The organism is Promicromonospora citrea, from assembly GCF_013004695.1.
Lineage (GTDB): Bacteria > Actinomycetota > Actinomycetes > Actinomycetales > Cellulomonadaceae > Promicromonospora > Promicromonospora citrea.
In genome coordinates this window covers 44850-61028 of the sequence record NZ_JABEMG010000005.1, presented here as the reverse complement: position 1 = coordinate 61028, position 16179 = coordinate 44850, and the positions used below count along the sequence as shown (strand labels likewise).

At 75.3% G+C, this 16179-nt stretch carries 16 protein-coding genes; 7 read left to right on the top strand and 9 right to left on the bottom strand.

The window, feature by feature from the left end; genetic code table 11:
• Window positions 1–7: 7 nt before the first annotated feature.
• The 5 genes from HLB15_RS02220 to HLB15_RS02200 form a co-directional block, all read right to left on the bottom strand.
• A complete protein-coding gene (locus tag HLB15_RS02220) occupies window positions 8–622 on the bottom strand; it encodes a hypothetical protein (protein WP_171103265.1) in 615 nt (204 codons plus the stop codon).
• A 133-nt stretch (window positions 623–755) separates the two neighbouring features.
• Window positions 756–1580 (bottom strand): 23S ribosomal RNA methyltransferase Erm, encoded by an 825-nt coding sequence (gene erm, locus HLB15_RS02215; RefSeq protein ID WP_171103262.1) that lies wholly within the window; start codon window positions 1578–1580, stop codon window positions 756–758.
• Window positions 1581–1796: 216 nt separating this feature from the next.
• Window positions 1797–4082 carry an FtsX-like permease family protein gene (locus tag HLB15_RS02210; protein WP_171103261.1) on the bottom strand — a complete coding sequence of 762 codons (2286 nt, stop codon included), beginning with the start codon at window positions 4080–4082 and terminating at the stop codon, window positions 1797–1799.
• Entirely contained in the window at window positions 4079–4762 is a 684-nt protein-coding gene (locus tag HLB15_RS02205) for an ABC transporter ATP-binding protein (RefSeq protein WP_171103259.1), read from the bottom strand. Before HLB15_RS02205 ends, HLB15_RS02210 begins: the two co-directional genes overlap by 4 nt.
• Before the next feature lie 29 nt (window positions 4763–4791).
• Window positions 4792–5313, bottom strand: coding sequence for a PadR family transcriptional regulator (locus HLB15_RS02200; protein ID WP_171103257.1), 522 nt, complete (start codon window positions 5311–5313; stop codon window positions 4792–4794).
• Between the two features lie 77 nt (window positions 5314–5390).
• On the opposite strand from HLB15_RS02200, the gene HLB15_RS02195 reads away from it, so the two are divergent.
• The 3 genes from HLB15_RS02195 to HLB15_RS02185 all read left to right on the top strand — a co-directional run bounded on the left by HLB15_RS02195 (window position 5391) and on the right by HLB15_RS02185 (window position 9913).
• The gene (locus HLB15_RS02195) at window positions 5391–6983 is read left to right on the top strand and encodes a peptide chain release factor 3 (protein WP_171103255.1); all 1593 of its coding nucleotides are present in this window, start codon (window positions 5391–5393) and stop codon (window positions 6981–6983) included.
• A 65-nt stretch (window positions 6984–7048) separates the two neighbouring features.
• Entirely contained in the window at window positions 7049–8182 is a 1134-nt protein-coding gene (locus HLB15_RS02190; RefSeq protein ID WP_229785537.1) for an AI-2E family transporter, read from the top strand.
• A 216-nt stretch (window positions 8183–8398) separates the two neighbouring features.
• Window positions 8399–9913: a SulP family inorganic anion transporter gene (locus HLB15_RS02185; RefSeq protein WP_171103253.1), complete on the top strand. Its 1515-nt coding sequence runs from the start codon at window positions 8399–8401 to the stop codon at window positions 9911–9913.
• A gap of 15 nt (window positions 9914–9928) precedes the next feature.
• On the opposite strand, the gene HLB15_RS02180 is transcribed toward HLB15_RS02185, so the two are convergent.
• Genes HLB15_RS02180 through HLB15_RS02170 form a run of 3 tightly spaced genes read right to left on the bottom strand, consistent with a single transcriptional unit; the run spans window position 9929 to window position 12396 of the window.
• On the bottom strand, window positions 9929–10330 hold the full coding sequence (locus tag HLB15_RS02180) for a MerR family transcriptional regulator (protein WP_171103251.1): 402 nt from the start codon (window positions 10328–10330) through the stop codon (window positions 9929–9931).
• 60 nt (window positions 10331–10390) lie between these two features.
• Window positions 10391–11149 carry an alpha/beta fold hydrolase gene (locus HLB15_RS02175; protein ID WP_229785536.1) on the bottom strand — a complete coding sequence of 253 codons (759 nt, stop codon included), beginning with the start codon at window positions 11147–11149 and terminating at the stop codon, window positions 10391–10393.
• Between the two features lie 50 nt (window positions 11150–11199).
• Complete coding sequence (locus HLB15_RS02170; protein WP_171103249.1) at window positions 11200–12396, bottom strand: amidohydrolase; 1197 nt, start codon at window positions 12394–12396, stop codon at window positions 11200–11202.
• A gap of 55 nt (window positions 12397–12451) precedes the next feature.
• Between HLB15_RS02170 and HLB15_RS02165 the strand changes: the two genes are divergently transcribed.
• Window positions 12452–13102 (top strand): GntR family transcriptional regulator, encoded by a 651-nt coding sequence (locus HLB15_RS02165; RefSeq protein WP_171103247.1) that lies wholly within the window; start codon window positions 12452–12454, stop codon window positions 13100–13102.
• A 10-nt stretch (window positions 13103–13112) separates the two neighbouring features.
• Here HLB15_RS02165 and HLB15_RS02160 read toward each other — a convergent pair whose 3' ends face one another.
• Entirely contained in the window at window positions 13113–14069 is a 957-nt protein-coding gene (locus HLB15_RS02160; RefSeq protein ID WP_171103246.1) for an NAD(P)/FAD-dependent oxidoreductase, read from the bottom strand.
• A 91-nt stretch (window positions 14070–14160) separates the two neighbouring features.
• Here HLB15_RS02160 and relB point away from each other — a divergent pair, with 91 nt between their 5' ends.
• From relB to HLB15_RS02145, 3 genes are all read left to right on the top strand, one after another.
• Window positions 14161–14727: a type II toxin-antitoxin system RelB family anti-toxin gene (gene relB / locus HLB15_RS02155; protein WP_171103244.1), complete on the top strand. Its 567-nt coding sequence runs from the start codon at window positions 14161–14163 to the stop codon at window positions 14725–14727.
• 63 nt (window positions 14728–14790) lie between these two features.
• Window positions 14791–15609, top strand: a complete 819-nt coding sequence (locus HLB15_RS02150; protein ID WP_171103243.1) for a protein kinase family protein — start codon at window positions 14791–14793, stop codon at window positions 15607–15609.
• Window positions 15610–15637: 28 nt separating this feature from the next.
• Entirely contained in the window at window positions 15638–16174 is a 537-nt protein-coding gene (locus HLB15_RS02145; RefSeq protein WP_171103241.1) for a hypothetical protein, read from the top strand.
• The last annotated feature ends 5 nt before the right edge of the window (window positions 16175–16179 follow it).

Sequence of the window (16179 nt, the reverse complement as noted above, 5' to 3'; positions counted from 1 at the left end):
CTTCACCTCACCACATCGCGACCTGGGCCCCGAGCTCCAGGCCGGCCGGCGTCGTCCGCGCCGACGAGATCGCGAGGTCGCTCTCGCCCTCGGGGAACGCGACGCCCTCGGCGAGGCGGCCGAGGTCCTCGCTGCCGAGCTGCTGCGCCACCGTGGCCACGGGCAGGCTGAGGCCGGCGAACCGCACGGTGTCCGCGCGGACCACGGCGCGGCCCCCCTCGGCGGCGACGTCGAGCAGCAGGTCGACCGTCCGGGTGGAGCCCTGCACGGGCAGCGGCACCTGCGCCACGAGCGTGCCCGACTCCGCCTCGACCTCGAGGCCGGGCAGCTCGGTGGCGTCGCGCGCCATGTCGGTGAGGGCCTCGGGCGCGACGTCGACGCGCAGCGCGGCGTGACCCCTCGCGACCTGCCAGAGGGCGGGCGTGCCGTCGCGCTCGACCGAGACACCCTCCGGCAGGTCGGCCTCGGCGGACCGGAGCCGGTCGTCGATGAGCCCGCGCAGCAGCACCTCGGCCGCGACGACGAGCAGCACCACGACGCCCAGCGCCAGGAGGATCACCAGGCCGCGTCGGCGGCGTCGGGCAGGGGCGGGTGCGGGGGCGGTGGCCGGGCTCGCGGTCATGCTCTCCATCTTCACCCGAGGGATCGGCGGGAGGGGTGGTGAACCGCCGGGCATCAGGTGAGGGAATACACGATCCGGGAGCGCGGACCGCCGGGCGTCCGGTGACGGACGGCCCGGCGGCCCACCGGCCTACCTACCGGGCCGACCGCCGGAGCCCTGCGCGCTCCTGACCCCGCTCGGACCGGGTCAGCCCGTACGCCGCCACCCAGGCGGGCGCGCCGAGGTCACGGGGCAGCGCGTCGGGCCGTACCCGGTGCTCGCGCGCCCAGCGGCGCACGTCGCCCCGGTCCAGGCCTTGCCGCACGAGGATGTCGGGCAGCCCACGCCCCGGTCCGGTGAAGACGGCGGCGGCGAACCGCTGGTAGTCGCGCTGCTGCCCGGTGGGCAGCAGCGGCTCGGTGCGCCGGTCGAGCACGAGCAGCCCGGCGTCGACGCTCGGGCGGGGGCGGAACGCGGACGCGGGGACGCGACGGTCGAGCCGCGGGGCGAACCACGGCCACCACTGGGCCGTGAGCAGGGTCGCGCCGCCCACGGCGGCGCGCTTGCGCGCGACCTCCCACTGCACCACGAGCACGGCGCGCTGCCAGCCGGGCAGCGTGAACAGACGGCGCAGGACGGGGGTCGTGAGGTGGAACGGGACGTTGCAGACGAGGTCGTAGGCCTCGGCCGGCGGCGCGTGCCGCAGGATGTCGCCCCGCGTCACCGTGACGTTGCCGGGGACGACCCGGCTCAGCCGCTCTGCGGAGCGCTCGTCGATCTCGACGGCCTCGACGGGGCGGCCCAGCCGGGCCAGGGGGACGGTCACGGCGCCGCGGCCCGCCGCCCACTCGACGAGCGGTCGGGGCGTGTCGGGGACGAGGTCGACCACGCGGTCGACCACCTGCTGGTCGACCAGCAGGTTCTGGCCCAGCTCGTGGGCGCCGCCCGCGGGCGGACGGGAGGGACGGGTGCGTGTCATCGGGTGCTCCAGGATTCGTCGGGCAGGAATCCGGGCAGCACGAACGCGCCGCCCGGCGGATGCCGGCGGCGCGGAGCACGCGCTGGGTGTGGTGTGCGTTCCGCGCCGCTAGCGGGCGGAACGCTCCCTGATCATGGCGTTCATACGGAGGCGACCCTAGGGGGCGGGCGCGCGCGGCGGCCAGGCTTTTTCGAGCCAGGCCGCCGCGCGCCGGTCCTACTCCGTGCGCAGGCCCTCCGGCCGCGTCAGCCGCCACAGCAGCGGCAGCCCGGCCGCGGTCGTGAGCAGCACCACGACCGCGGCGACGCCCGACGTCGCGCCGACCCCCACCCGGTCGAACGTGAGCGGGGCGTCGACCGCCGTCTGCAGGCCGAGCGCGAGCACGCTGCCCGTGAGGACGGCGAGGCCGAGACCCAGCACGACGGGCACCGCGACCTGCACGAGCACCGACCCGCTCAGGGTGCGGCGGCGCGTGCCGACCGCGACCAGCGCGGCGAGCAGCCTGCGGCGCTCGCGGAGCTGCTCCAGCACGTTGACCAGCAGGCTCGCCCCCACCATGACCAGCAGCGCCACGGTGCCGACCAGCAGCACCTGCCGCATCGTGACGAGCGCGGAGGCGATGCCCTGCTGCGCGATCGACGACGCGTACGCCCGCGGGTCGACCTGCGCGGCCGCGGTCCGCAGGTGGTCGAGCGCGTCGGGCACGGCGGGGTCGAGCGTCGCGTACGTCGTCACGGCGACGACGTCGGGCCGCAGACCGCCCAGGGCCGCGGGCGTGAGCAGGATCCGCGGCGGCCCGCCGCCGTTGAGGGCGGACACGCTGCCCTGGTTCGGCGCGACCGGCCGCGCGGTGTCCGGCAGCGTCCACCGCACCCCGTCGCCCAGCGTCCAGGCGCTGCCCGCGGGCGGTGCCACGGCGCCCTCGGGCACGACGACGAAGACGTCGCCGTCCCTGCACGCGCCGACCTGCGCCTCCTGGGCGAGCACGGCGCACGGGCCGGACTCGACGACGGCCTCGGGCGCGCCACCGGTCGGCTCGGCCCCGATCGAGGTCAGCGCGCCGACGTCGGTCACGCCAGGAGCGGCGGACAGGGCGCGCGTCCAGGTGCCCGCCGGGTCGCCGCCCGCCTGGTCCTCCGGGAAGATGTCCAGCACGCTCGCCTGGTACGTCCGCGTGTCCGCGGCGGCCCCCGCCGTCAGGGCGCCGATCGCGCCCACGAGCCCCTGCAGGGCGATCAGCCCCGCGACCGAGACCGCGACGCCGGACACGGCGCGCACGGCGGTGCCGCTGTCGAGCTGGAGGCGGCGCACCGCGAGGTCCCACGCCACCGGGCCGTTGCCCAGCCGGTGCACGGTGGCCTCCACGAGCCACGGCAGCACCAGCGCGACGCCGGTCAGCAGCAGGACCAGGCCCGCGGCGATCGAGACCTGGGTACCCATGGCGGTGTCGAGCCCGGTGACCAGCGGGTGCAGCAGCGCGAGGCCGGCCAGCGGGAACAGCAGCCGCCACCACAGCCGCCGCCTGCGCGCGCCGCTGCGCCGGACGACGCCGAGCGGCTCCACCACGACCTGGCGCAGCGCGGAGAGCGTGACCAGCACCGTCGTCAGCGGCACGAGCACCACCACGAGCCCGACGAGCGCGGGCGCCGGGCGGACGTCGGCGGGGTAGAAGCTCAGGGAGTCCGGGACGAGCGTGCCGGCGACGCGGCTCACGAGCAGCCAGACGAGCGCCCCGACGCCGAGGCCGAGCACCGCGCCCGTGAGCGTCTCGCCCGCCGCGACCCGGCGGGTCGTCCGGGCGTCGGCCCCGACCAGCCGCAGCGCGGCCAGGCGCCGGTCCCGCGCCTCGCTGCCGAACCGCACCGCCGTGGCGACGAAGATGCCGACGGGCAGCAGCAGCACCACGATGCCGACCAGCGCGAGCAGCACCATGACGGGGCTCACGCCCTCCTCGGGCTGCTGGTCGCCGCCGAAGGAGCTGATCCGGACGGCGGTCTCGCCCGTGAGCCGGTCCGTGCCGAGGTAGAAGGTGAGCTCGTCCGGGCCCGTGAGGCCCTCCGGCCCGATGGTGCCGACGGTCTGCTCGCCCCAGCGCCCGCGCAGCGCCGCGCCGTCGGGCGAGGCGAGCAGCCGCTCCAGGGCGGGGGAGAGCACGACCTCGCCGGGTGCGAGCTGCCGGTCGACACCGGGCGGCAGCGGCGCGTCCGGCGACTCGGGCTGCAGCAGCCTGCCCTCGATCGCCTCGCCCCGGTGCATCGAGCGCACGGGCAGCGTCAGCAGCGTGGGCGCACCCGGCTCGATCACCTGGTCGCTGTTCACCCACCGCTCGGCCGCGCGGTCGGCGCGGGCGTCGAGGACGGCGGGCGCCGACGCCGCGACCAGCAGCATCGCCACGCCCAGTCCGACACCGAGGGAGATCAGCGCGAGCCGCACCCACCCCGAGCGCCCGCCGCTGACGCCCAGCCGCACGCCGAGGGCCAGGTCGGCGACCCACCCCGTCACCGGGCGTACTCCACGGTCCGCACGCGGCCGTCGCGCACCACGGCCTCGCGGTCCGAGTAGGCGGCGACCCGCGCCTCGTGCGTGACGAGCACGACGGCGGCGCCGGTCTCGCGGGCGGCCGCGACGAAGAGCTGCATGACACGCTCGCCGTTGAGGGAGTCCAGGGCGCCGGTCGGCTCGTCGGCGAAGACGACGCGGGGCCGGGTCACGAGCGCGCGGGCGACCGCGACGCGCTGGCCCTGACCGCCCGAGACCTGGCCGGGGCGCTTGGCCGCCACGTCGAGCACCTCGAGCCGCTCGAGCCACGCCGAGGCGCTGCGGTGCGCGGCGCGTCGGCTCGCCCCGTTGAGCCGCAGCGGCAGGGCCACGTTCTCCAGGCACGTGAGCTCGGGGACGAGCTGGCCGAACTGGAACACGAACCCGAGCTCCGAGCGGCGCAGCGCGCTGCGCTCGCTGTCGTGCATGGCGGTCAGGTCGCGCCCGGCGTAGGTGACGCGGCCGGCGTCGGGGTGCAGGATGCCGCCCAGGCAGTGCAGCAGGGTGGACTTGCCGGACCCGGACGGGCCCATGAGGGCGAGCACCTCGCCCGCGTGGACGGCGACGGACGCGTCCTCGAGCGCCGTCGTGGCGCCGAACGAGAGCCTGAGGTGCTCGGCGACGAGCAGGGGTTCGGTGGGCACGGGAGTCTCCTGGGTCGGGGACGGCGGGGTCACGGGCGGACGTGCGCGGCGAGCTGCTGCACGCGTGCGGCGGTCAGCTCGAGCCAGCGCAGGTCCGCCTCGAGGTGGAACAGGGCGTGGTCGCAGACGAGCTGGTCGGCGAGGTCGCCCGTCTCCTTGCGGCGCGTCAGCTCCCGCATGAGCCGCAGGTGCTCGGCGCGCTGGGTGTCGAGCACCGTGGTGGCGTCGTTGCCCGTGAGCAGGGCGAGCACCACCTTGGTGTAGAGCGTGCTCTGCAGGTACGGCTCCGGCTTCTCCGGCTGGGCGAGCCACGACGCGACGTCGGCCACCCCGGCCTCCGTGATCGCGTACCGCTTGCGCTCGGGGCCGGCTCCCGGCTCCGACTCGACCTCGACGAAGCCGTTCCTCAGCAGCCGGGCGAGCGTCGAGTACACCTGCCCGTAGGCGAGCGGCCGGTCGGTGCCGAACCGCTCGTCGTAGGACCGCTTGAGGTCGTACCCGTGGCGGGGACCGTTCTCGAGGAGCCCCAGGAGGGCGCGTCCAACACTCATGCCCGGCACTATACACCCCGTGTATACACCGAGTGAATCGCGTGCCGGCCGCCCGGCGCCCGGTATCGTTGCCCGACGTGACCGTCCTGACCTCCGACGCCCGGCCGGTCGCGGCCGAGGCGGCGCGGCGCCGTAGCATCGCCGTCATCTCCCACCCGGACGCGGGCAAGTCGACCCTCACCGAGGCCCTCGCGCTGCACGCGCACGCCATCGAGGAGGCGGGCGCCGTGCACGGCAAGGGCAACCGCGCCGGCGTCGTGTCCGACTGGCTCGAGATGGAGCAGAAGCGCGGTATCTCCATCACCTCGGCCGCGCTGCAGTTCGCCTACGGCGACGTCGTGATCAACCTGCTCGACACCCCGGGCCACGCCGACTTCTCCGAGGACACCTACCGGGTCCTGACCGCCGTCGACGCCGCCGTCATGCTGCTCGACGCCGCCAAGGGCCTCGAGCCGCAGACGCTCAAGCTGTTCGAGGTGTGCCGCCGCCGCGGGGTCCCCGTCATCACCTTCGTGAACAAGTGGGACCGGCCCGGCCGCGAGGCGCTCGAGCTGTGCGACGAGCTCGAGGAGCGGATCGACCTGCGCCCGACGCCCCTGACGTGGCCGCTCGGCGAGGCGGGCCGGTTCGTCGGCCTGCTCGACCGCGCCTCGGGCGAGGTGCGCACCTACCGGCGCGCGCCGGGCGGCGCGTCGATCGCCGAGGAGACCCTGCTGACCCCCGACGCCGCCGCACGCGAGCTGGGTGACGACCACACCGAGGCCGTCGAGAGCGTGCAGCTCCTCGACCCCGTCGACCGGGAGTCGTTCCTGGCCGGCACCACCTCGCCCATGCTGTTCGGCGCGGCGCTGGCCAACATCGGCGTCCGCCAGCTCCTGGACGCCGTCGTCGCGCTCGCGCCCGCCCCGGGCGCCCGGCCCGACGTCGCCGGCGCGCCGCGCGACGTCGACCAGCCGTTCAGCGGGTTCGTGTTCAAGATGCAGGCGGGCATGGACCCGCACCACCGCGACCACGTCGCGTTCCTGCGCGTGTGCTCGGGCCGGTTCGAGCGCGGCATGGTCGTGACCCACGAGCGCACCGGGCGGCCGTTCGCCACGAAGTACGCGCTGTCGGTGTTCGGGCGGGAGCGGTCGACGGTCGAGGACGCGTATCCCGGCGACGTCGTCGGCCTGGTCAACGCGAGCTCGCTGGCCGTCGGCGACACGGTGTACGACCCGGCCGGCCCCAAGGTCGCGTTCCCGCCCATGCCGGTGTTCGCGCCCGAGCACTTCGCGGCCGCGCGCGTCGCCGACCCGGGGCGGTCGAAGCAGTTCCGCAAGGGCATCACGCAGCTCGAGCAGGAGGGCGTGGTGCAGGTGCTCGTCTCGGAGGTGCGCGGCGACGGCAACCCGATCCTCGCGGCCGTCGGCCCCCTGCAGTTCGAGGTCGCGACGTTCCGTATGGAGCACGAGTTCTCCGCGCCCATCCGGATGGAGACGCTCGGGCTGGGCCTCGCCCGTGAGGTCGCCCCGGCCGACCTGGACACGGTGGCCGCCTACCCGGGCGTCGAGGTCGTGCGTCGTGGCGACGGCACGCCGCTCGTGCTGCTGCGCGACGTCTGGCACGCCCGCGCGTTCGAGCGCGCGCACCCCGGCGTGCCGCTGATCCCGCTGGTGGCCAGCGGGGTCTGACCCGGGCCCGGCGCGTCCGGCCCTGCCTGCCGTGGCGTGTCGGTGGTGCGCACTACGGTCGTGCCATGACGACGCCCCACCCGACGCCGTACCGGCCCGCGGCCGAGCCGCCGCCGGGCACGCCCGGCTCCGCCCGCCCGCCGCGCTGGCTGCCGCGCGCGCTCGTCATGGCGGTCGTCGCCGTGTTCCTCGGCATCTTCGTGTGGAACGCGATGGGCGCCCTCGAGGGGCTGTTCGTCAACGTGCTCATCGCCGTGTTCATCGCGCTGGCGCTCGAGCCGCCGACCGTGTGGCTCGTGCGGCAGGGCTGGCGCAGGGGGCTCGCCGCCGCGACGACGCTCCTCGGCTCGCTCGTCGTGGTGATCGTGCTGATCGTGCTGTTCGGCAACCTGTTCGTGCAGCAGCTCGTGGCGCTCGCGCAGTCCGTGCCGCGGCTCTACGCCGGCCTGCAGACGTTCGTCGCCGAGCGGTTCGACATCGTGGTGCCGAGCTCCGACAACCTGCTCCGCCAGGCGATCGACGAGTTCGGGGACGACGTCGCCTCCGGGGCGCTCCTCGTCGGCACGACGCTGGTCGGCGGCCTGCTCGCGACCCTGACCATCCTGCTCGTGTCGTACTACCTGCTGGCCGCCGGACCGCGGTTCCGGGTCGCCGTCTGCGGGTGGCTCACGCCCGCGCGGCAGCAGGAGGTGCTGCACCTCTGGGAGGTCACGCAGGGCAAGGTGTCGGACTACATCGGCTCGCGCGTGCTGCTCGCCGCCGTCTCGACCGTGGTGACCTTCGTCTTCCTCGCGATCCTGCAGACGCCGTACGCCGTGCCGCTCGCCGTCTTCGTCGGCGTGGTGTCGCAGTTCGTGCCCACCATCGGCGCGTACCTCGGCGGCGCGCTGCCCACCATGGTGGCGCTCACGGCCCAGGGCTGGCCGCAGGCGGTCGCTGTGCTCGCGTTCGTCATCGCCTACCAGCAGTTCGAGAACCTGTACCTCGCGCCCAAGGTGTCGGCGCGGGCCCTCGAGATGAACGCCGCGGTCAGCCTGCTCGTCGTGCTCGCGTTCGGCGCCGTCTTCGGCGTGCTCGGGGCGTTCCTCGCGCTGCCCGTCGCCGCGACGATCCAGGCCGTCGCGACCACGTACTTCCAGCGGCACGAGCTCATCGAGTCGCACATGTTGCACGACCCGGAGTCGGTCCGCGGAGACTGACCCCCACCCACCGAGGTAGTCACCTGGCGAGGTAGTCATGCGGGGCGCCTCGGCAGGCCGCCCCGCCGGGTAGAGTCTCCTGCGGCCCGCGTCCTGCCGACGCGGCCTCCCTCACCTCGTGCGCAGTGCCGCGTGCTCCGTCCTGTCCACCCGGGACCGGGCCTCGCGGCCGCGGTCCCCGGGGCGTGCGCGCCCTGACCCGCCCGGAGGAACCGCGTGTCCGACTCCGCTCCAGACGCCCCCGTTCGCACGCCCGCGCCCGGCTCGTTCCGTGCCGCGTTCCGCTCCGCGCGGACCCTGCGCACCGAGGTGCTCGGCGGGCTCGTGGTGGCGCTCGCGCTCATCCCCGAGGCGATCGCGTTCTCGATCATCGCCGGCGTCGACCCGCGGGTCGGCCTGTTCGCGTCGTTCACGATGGCTGTCACCGTGGCGTTCCTCGGCGGGCGCCCCGCGATGATCTCGGCAGCGACCGGCGCCGTCGCACTCGTGGTCGCGCCCGTGGTGCGCGACCACGGCGTCGACCACCTGATCGCGACCGTGCTGCTGGCCGGCGTCATCCAGGTGGCGCTGGGGCTGCTCGGCGTCGCGCGGCTCATGCGGTTCATCCCGCGGTCGGTGATGGTCGGGTTCGTCAACGCCCTCGCGGTGCTGATCTTCCTGTCCCAGGTGACACACCTGGTCGGCGTGCCGTGGATCGTCTACCCGCTGGTCGCCGCCGGCATCGCGATCATCGTGCTGCTGCCGCGCTGGACCACCGTCGTCCCCGCGCCCCTGGTCGCGATCGTGCTGCTCACGGGCGCCGTCGTGCTGGCGGGCATCGACGTGCCGACGGTGGGTGACGAGGGCGCGCTGCCGGAGTCGCTGCCGAGCCTCGTGCTGCCCGACGTGCCGGTCACGCTCGAGACCCTGCGCGTCATCGCGCCGTACGCGCTGGCCATGGCGCTCGTCGGGCTGCTGGAGTCGCTGCTCACCGCCAAGCTGGTCGACGACATCACCGACACCCCCTCCGACAAGAGGCGCGAGGCCTGGGGCCAGGGCGTCGCCAACGTCGTCACCGGGCTGTTCGGCGGCATGGGCGGCTGCGCCATGATCGGCCAGACCATGATCAACGTGAAGGCCTCCGGCGCGCGCACCCGCCTGTCGACGCTGCTGGCCGGCGTCTTCCTGCTCGTGCTCGTCGTGGGGCTCGGTGACGTGGTCGCGATCATGCCGATGGCCGCGCTCGTCGCCGTCATGATCATGGTCTCGGTCGGCACGTTCGACTGGCACTCGGTCCGGCCCTCGACCCTGCGCCGGATGCCCCGGTCGGAGACCGCCGTCATGCTCGCGACCGTCGGCGTGACGGTGGCGACGCACAACCTCGCGTACGGCGTCGTGGTCGGCGTGCTCGTCGCGACGGCGCTGTTCGCCCGCCGCGTCGCCGGGCTCACCACGGTGATGCGCGAGCAGCGGCCCGACGCCGAGGGTCGCCAGGTCTACGTCGTGCGCGGCGAGCTGTTCTTCGCCTCGTCCAACGACCTCGCCGACCGGTTCGACTACGCCGGCGACCCCGACGAGGTCGTGATCGACCTCAGCGCGGCCCACGTCTGGGACGCGTCGACCGTCGCGGCCCTCGACGCGGTGCGCACCCGCTACGCGGCCCGGGGCAAGACCGTGGTCGTCACCGGGATGAACGACGACTCGGCCGCTCGCCACGAGCGCGTGGCCGCGGTGCTGGGCGCCGGGCACTGAGGGCCGGCGCCCGCGTCACGGGTGCGTCGAGGTGACCTCGATGATCGAGTCGAGGTGATCCAGCGCGACCTGGAGCTCGGCGATCTTGCCGCGGATGCGGTCTCGCTCGGTGTGCAGCATCGCGCGCTGCTCGGCGTCGGTGTGGCCGGTGTCGAGGCACGGCAGCAGCTCGGCGATGTTCTTGCTGGTCAGGCCCGCGGCGTACATCTGCTGGAAGAACCGCACGTTCTCGATGGCCTGGCGCAGGTAGAGCCGTTGGCCCGACGGGCTGCGCCGGGCGGTGAGCAGGCCCTGCTCCTCGTAGTACCGCACCGCACGCACCGACACCCCTGCGCCCCGCGCGACCTCGCCGATACGGATCAGCCGCTCGTCGGCCGGTGCGTCCCTCCGCCCGGCCGCGGTCTCCACGATGGTCATGCCCGCACCCTCCTGCTGGCCCTACCTCTGACGTCTACGTCATCATCCTAGGCCCCGCAGTCAGCGGGTGGTGGGGTCGAGGAAGGCCAGGAGGCGAGTCGTGAACCAGGTGGGGCGCTCCAGCGGCAGGCCGTGGCCTGCGCCGGGGACGATCTCCAGCTCGGCGCCGGGCAGCTGCTCCTGGAGGGCCCGCAAGCCGCGGACGAGCGGCTTCACCTCGCGGTCCCCGGCGAGCAGGAGCGCCCTGCCGGGGTAGGCCGACCACGTCTGCGGGGCTCGGAACGCGGCGTTCGCCGCGAGCACCGCGACGAGGTCGCGCGTCGGCAGGGCGCGCACCGTCCGGAGGTAGTCGTCGACGAGGTCGTCCGGCACGAACATCGACCGCGCCTGGAGCCGCGCGAACCAGCGCTGCCTGCCGAGCGGCGCCGCGGCGCGCACCAGGGCGCGGCTCGCGGCCTCGAGCGGCATCGCCGCGGTGAGCGCGCTCACCGCGACCACGTGCCGCACCAGGTCGGGGTGCGACGTCGCGAGCGCGAGGGCGAGCTGGGCGCCGTACGAGAACCCGACGACGGCGACCTCCCGCCCCCGCGCGTGGGCGCGGACGAGGCGCGCCAGGTCCTCGACCAGCTCGGCCGACGAGGTGAAGGGGACCCCGGCGCTGTGGTCGTGTCCGGGCAGGTCGGGCGCGATCACCCGGTACCGCTCGCGGAGCACCGCGACCTGGTCGCGCCACATCCATGCGCCGACGCCGGCACCGTGCAGCAGGAGCATCACCGGTCCGTCCGGCGGCCCCTCCTGGGTCGACCACAGCTCCGCCACGTGCGCCTCCACCCCGGTCCGACGACTCCGTCGGTCAGCCTAGTGGCAGGTCAGACGAAGATCTCGCCGTCGCGGGCGACCACGCGGCCCCGTGCGAGGACCAGGGCCCGGCGCGGGGCGCGCACCACGGCGTCGGGCACGTTCTCGGCGTCGACCAGGACGACGTCGGCCGGCGCGCCCGGGACCAGGTCGTGCACGTCCCGGCCGACGAACCGGGCGGCGTCGCGGGTCGCGACCTCGGCGGCGGTCGTCAGGTCGCCGTCGTACCGGAAGCCGGACAGGCGCGCGAGCTGCGTGGTGAGGGCGAGCAGGTCGCCCGTGCCGTACGGCGACCACAGGTCGCGGATGCCGTCGGTCCCCAGGCCGACGGCGACGCCGGCGTCACGCAGCGCGTGCAGGGGCAGGGGTGCCGCGCCGATCGGGGCGACCGTGGTCATCGTGACGCCCGCCTCGCCCATCGCGGCGACCAGGTCGGCCTGCCGTGCCGGCGCGAGCTGGCCGACGGCGAACCCGTGGGCCACGTTGACCCGCCCCTGGAGGCCCGCGCGCAGGGTGCGCTCGACGATCAGCTCGATCTGGAACGCGCCGAGCTCGCCGCCGTCGTGCAGGTGGACGTCGACGCCGACGCCGTGCCGCTCCGCGATGCCGAACAGGCCGTCGAGCTGGCCCACGGGGTCACGGTCGATCGAGGCGGGGTCGAGGCCGCCGACGTGGTCGGCGCCGGCGGCGGCCGCCTCGTCGAGCAGGTCGAGCACGCCCGGGCGGCGCAGCACGCCGTCCTGCGGGAACGCGACGATCTCGGCGTGCACGGCACCGTCGAGCGTGGCGAGCGCCTCGCGCACCACCTCGATGCCGCGCAGCCCGACGCCGAGGTCGACGTCGACGTGGGTGCGGACCGCCGTCGTGCCGGTGCGGACGAATTCGCGCAGGACGGCGAGCGTCACCTCGACGCCCGGGATGCCGAGCTCGTCGCGGTGCGCGCGCTCGTGCGCGATGCGGCCCTGCGTGCCCGGCTCGCCGCCGTAGCTCACCCAGGGCTTGCCCCACCACGACTTGTCGACGTGGGCGTGGGCGTTGACCAGGCCGGGCAGGGCGAGCAGGCCGTGGCCGTCGAGGTCGGTGCCCGACGCCGCGGCGGCCGGGTCGTGCGGCACGACGGCGGTGATGACCCCGTCGGCGAGGTGGACGTCGGACCGGTCGCCACCCCAGGGGCGGACGTCGCGCAGGACGGTGGGGGAGGAGGGCATGGCACGATGGTATACCAAATGCCTGTCGGCCCCGGAGGTCTGGGAGGATGGCTGCATGCCCACGTCGACGCCCCTGCCGGACGACGGGTTCGCGCCCGAGTCGGTGCGCGTGGCGGGCGTCGTGCGCGAGCAGATCGTCGACGGCACCCGCCCGCCGGGCAGCCGGCTGGTCGAGCGGGACCTGGCCGCCGAGCTCGGCGTGAGCCGGATCCCCGTGCGCGACGCGCTGCGCACGCTCGTCGCGGAGGGGCTGGTCACGCCGCGTCCGCGGAGCTGGGCGGTGGTGCGTGAGTTCACCGACGCCGACGTCGAGCAGCTCCAGGAGGTCCGCGAGGCGACCGACCCGCTGCACTTCCGCCTCGCCGCGCTGCGCCGCACGCCGGACCAGCTCGCCGACCTCACGACCGCGTGGGAGCGCGAGGCCGACGCCGCCCGCCGCGGTGACGCCCCGGCGGCGCGCCGTGCCGCGGCGGACTTCCACGAGGCCGCGGTGCGGGCGGCCGGGAACCCGGTGCTCGCCGAGCTCCACGCCGTGACCGCGAGCCGGGTGCGCTGGCTGCTGGCGCAGCACGCGGATCTCGTCGCCGTCGCCGACGAGCACCGCGCGCTGCTGGAGGCGGTGCGGGACGGCGACGCCGAGGGCGCGGCACGCCTGGCGCGGGAGCACCTCCGGACCAGCCGCGCGGAGGCGGCGCGGCGGGAGTGAGGGGGGCGGCTCAGCCCCGCAGCGCCGCCTCCGTCTCCGCCGTGACCAGGTGTGCGTTGATGTGGGCGCCCGCGAGGGCTCCGGCCGCCGCCGACGAGCCCACCTGCGCGGACGGGTCGGTCACGTTGCCCGCGACCCACACGCCCGGCACCTCGGTGGTGCCCGCCTGGCCGCTGACGACGTGGCTGCCCAGGTCGTCCGGCAGGTCCTGCACCGGCAGCCCGAGCGCCTCGAGCCCGTCCAGGCGCGCGTGCATCCGCGTGGCGACGGCGAGCACGCGCCGCGCCACGAGCTGCCCGTCGGCGAGGACGACGCCGGCGAGCCGGCCCTCGGCGTCGGACAGCACGCGGTCGACCGGCGTCTCCACGATCCGGACGCGGCGGGCGGCCAGTCGCGCGCGGGCGTCGTCGTCGAGCGGCGTGCCGTTCGCCAGGTAGACGAGATCGTCGGTGAGCTGGCTGAACAGCAGCGCCTGGTGCACCGACGCCGGGCCGATCGCCAGCACGCCGATCGGCTCGTCGCGCACCTCCCAGCCGTGGCAGTACGGGCAGTGCACGACGGCGCCGCCCCAGTGGGCGGCGAGCCCCGGCACGTCGGGCAGCACGTCGCGCAGGCCGGTGGCGACCAGGAGGCGGCGGGCGGTGAGCGTGTCGCCGTCGGCCAGGGTGATGCTGAAGCGCAGGTCGCCGTCCGGCCCGGGCGCGGCGGGCTCGGCCTTGACGACCTCACCGGACCGGATGACACCGCCGTACCGGCGGACCTCGGCGCGACCCTGCTCGAGCAGCTCGGCCGGGGGCGTGCCGTCGCGGGCGAGCAGGCCGTGCACCGCCGCGGCAGGGGCGTTGCGTGGCTCGCCGCCGTCGATCACGACCACGGACCGGCGGGACCGGGCGAGCATCAGGGCACCGTTCAGCCCGGCGGCGCCGCCGCCGATGACCACGGCGTCGACGAGGGTGGTCTCAGGCATGTCTCTCCTCTCGGGTCCGGGCGCTCGGGGTGGGCGCGGGGACACGGTCGACGGTAGGCGCGCATTGCCGCAGGAACATAGTCTCTTGCGTATGACGCAAGAAGATGGCGAGCTGGACAGCCTCGTGCGCAAGCGGATACGCGGGCTGCGGCTCGCGCAGGGCTGGTCGCTGGAGGAGCTGGCCCGCCGGGCCCGGGTCAGCCAGTCCACGCTCAGCCGCATCGAGAACGGGCAGCGTCGGCTGGCCCTCGACCAGCTCGTCACCCTGGCCCGCGCCCTCGACACCTCCCTCGACCAGCTCGTCGAGACGGGCACCGACGACGTCGTCGTCAACCCCACGATCGACGCCGCCCGCGACCTCAAGCGCTGGCCCGTCCGGGCCGACCCCGGCCTGACCGTCGTGCGGCAGCGGCTCACCCGGCCCGCCCCGGCCGACGCCTCGCGACTGCGCGCCCACCCCGGGCGGGAGTGGCTCGTCGTCCTCAGCGGGACGGCGATCCTGCTGCTCGGCAACCGCCGCCTGCGGGTCGAGACCGACCAGGCCGCCGAGTTCCCGACGATGCTGCCGCACGCGATCGGGGCCGAGGGCGGGCCGTGCGAGATCGTCGCGATCTTCGACCGCGACGCGCGGCGCGGCCACCGGGACCTCCACGCCTGACCCGGCCCCAGAAGGTCCCCCGCGACCAGGTCAGGCACTGGGCAGGCCGTAGGCTCGGCGCCCGTGATCGTCACCGCGCTCGACGGGCTGCCCGTGCGGCTGCGGGAGCCCCACGACCTCTCGTTCACCGCACGCTGGGGCACCGCCTTCGCCGTGCTCGACCAGCAGGACTCCGGCAACCTCTGCCTCGGTGTCGACGGCCCCGAGGGCCGTGTCTTCGTGAAGTACGCGGGCGCACCCACCGCCCGCTACGACGGCGACGTCGCCACCGCCGTGGCCCGCCTGCGCCGGGCCGGCCACGTCTACCGCGACCTGGCCCACCCCACGCTCGTCCCGCTGCGCGAGGCGGTCGACGTCGGCGCGGGGCACGCGCTCGTCTTCGACTGGACCGACGCGACACCGTTGGGACGCCAGTACGGGCGCAGCGCCGTGGTGCGCACCCTCCCGACCTCCGTCCGGACGGACTGCGTCCAGCAGGTCTACGACTTCCACGTGCACGCGGCGGCACGTGGATGGGTCGCCGTCGACCTCTATGACGGGTCCGTGCTGCTCGACGTCGCCCACGGCCGCGTCGTGCTGTGCGACCTGGACTTCTACGAGCGCGCACCGCTCGTCAACCGCATGGGTCGCATGTGGGGTTCGACGCGGTTCATGGCGCCCGAGGAGCTCGAGCTCGGCGCCGTCCTCGACGAGGCGACCACCGCCCACACCCTCGGGGCGCTCGCGCACACCTTCCTCGGCGACGACGCGACCAAGGACCGCTCGGCCTGGGCGGGTTCGTCCGCGCAGCTCGAGGTCGCGGCGCGGGCGCTGCGCCCGCGCCGGGAGGAGCGGTGGCCGTCCGTCGCCGCGCTCGCGGAGGCGTGGCGTACCGCGTCGTGAGGCGGCACGCGGGTCGACAATAGGCGCCATGCCTCGTCGCCGGTCACGCCGCCAGGACCCCGCCAACCTCAGCGACGCCGAGAAGGAGGAGCTCGCCGAGCGGCTCAGGGAACGTGTCTACGTGACGTTCGCGGTGCTCGCCGTCGTCCTCACGCTCCTCGCCCACGCCCACGGGCTCACGGCAGGCACCGCGGCGACGTCGCTGACCATCACCGCCGTCGGCACCGTCGCCGCCGCCTGGCTGGCGCAGCTCATCGCCCAGCTCGCCGCGCACGGCGGGTTCCCCGACCGCGCGCACCTCGTGGCCATGACCCGCACCAGCGCCGGCGCGCTCGTCACCCTGGTGGCGCCACTGCTGGCGCTCGCGGGCGCGGGTCTCGGGTGGTGGGAGGTGACGACGGCGCTCCGCGTCGGCACGGGCGTGCTGATCGCCTCGCTCGTGCTCATCTCGTGGCTCGGCGTGCGACGGGTGCAGGTGCCGTTCCCGGCGCGGGTCCTCGCGCTCGGGGTGCTCGCGCTGCTGGCCGTGGGGGTCGTGGCGCTGAAGCTGCTGGCGCACGGGTGACACCC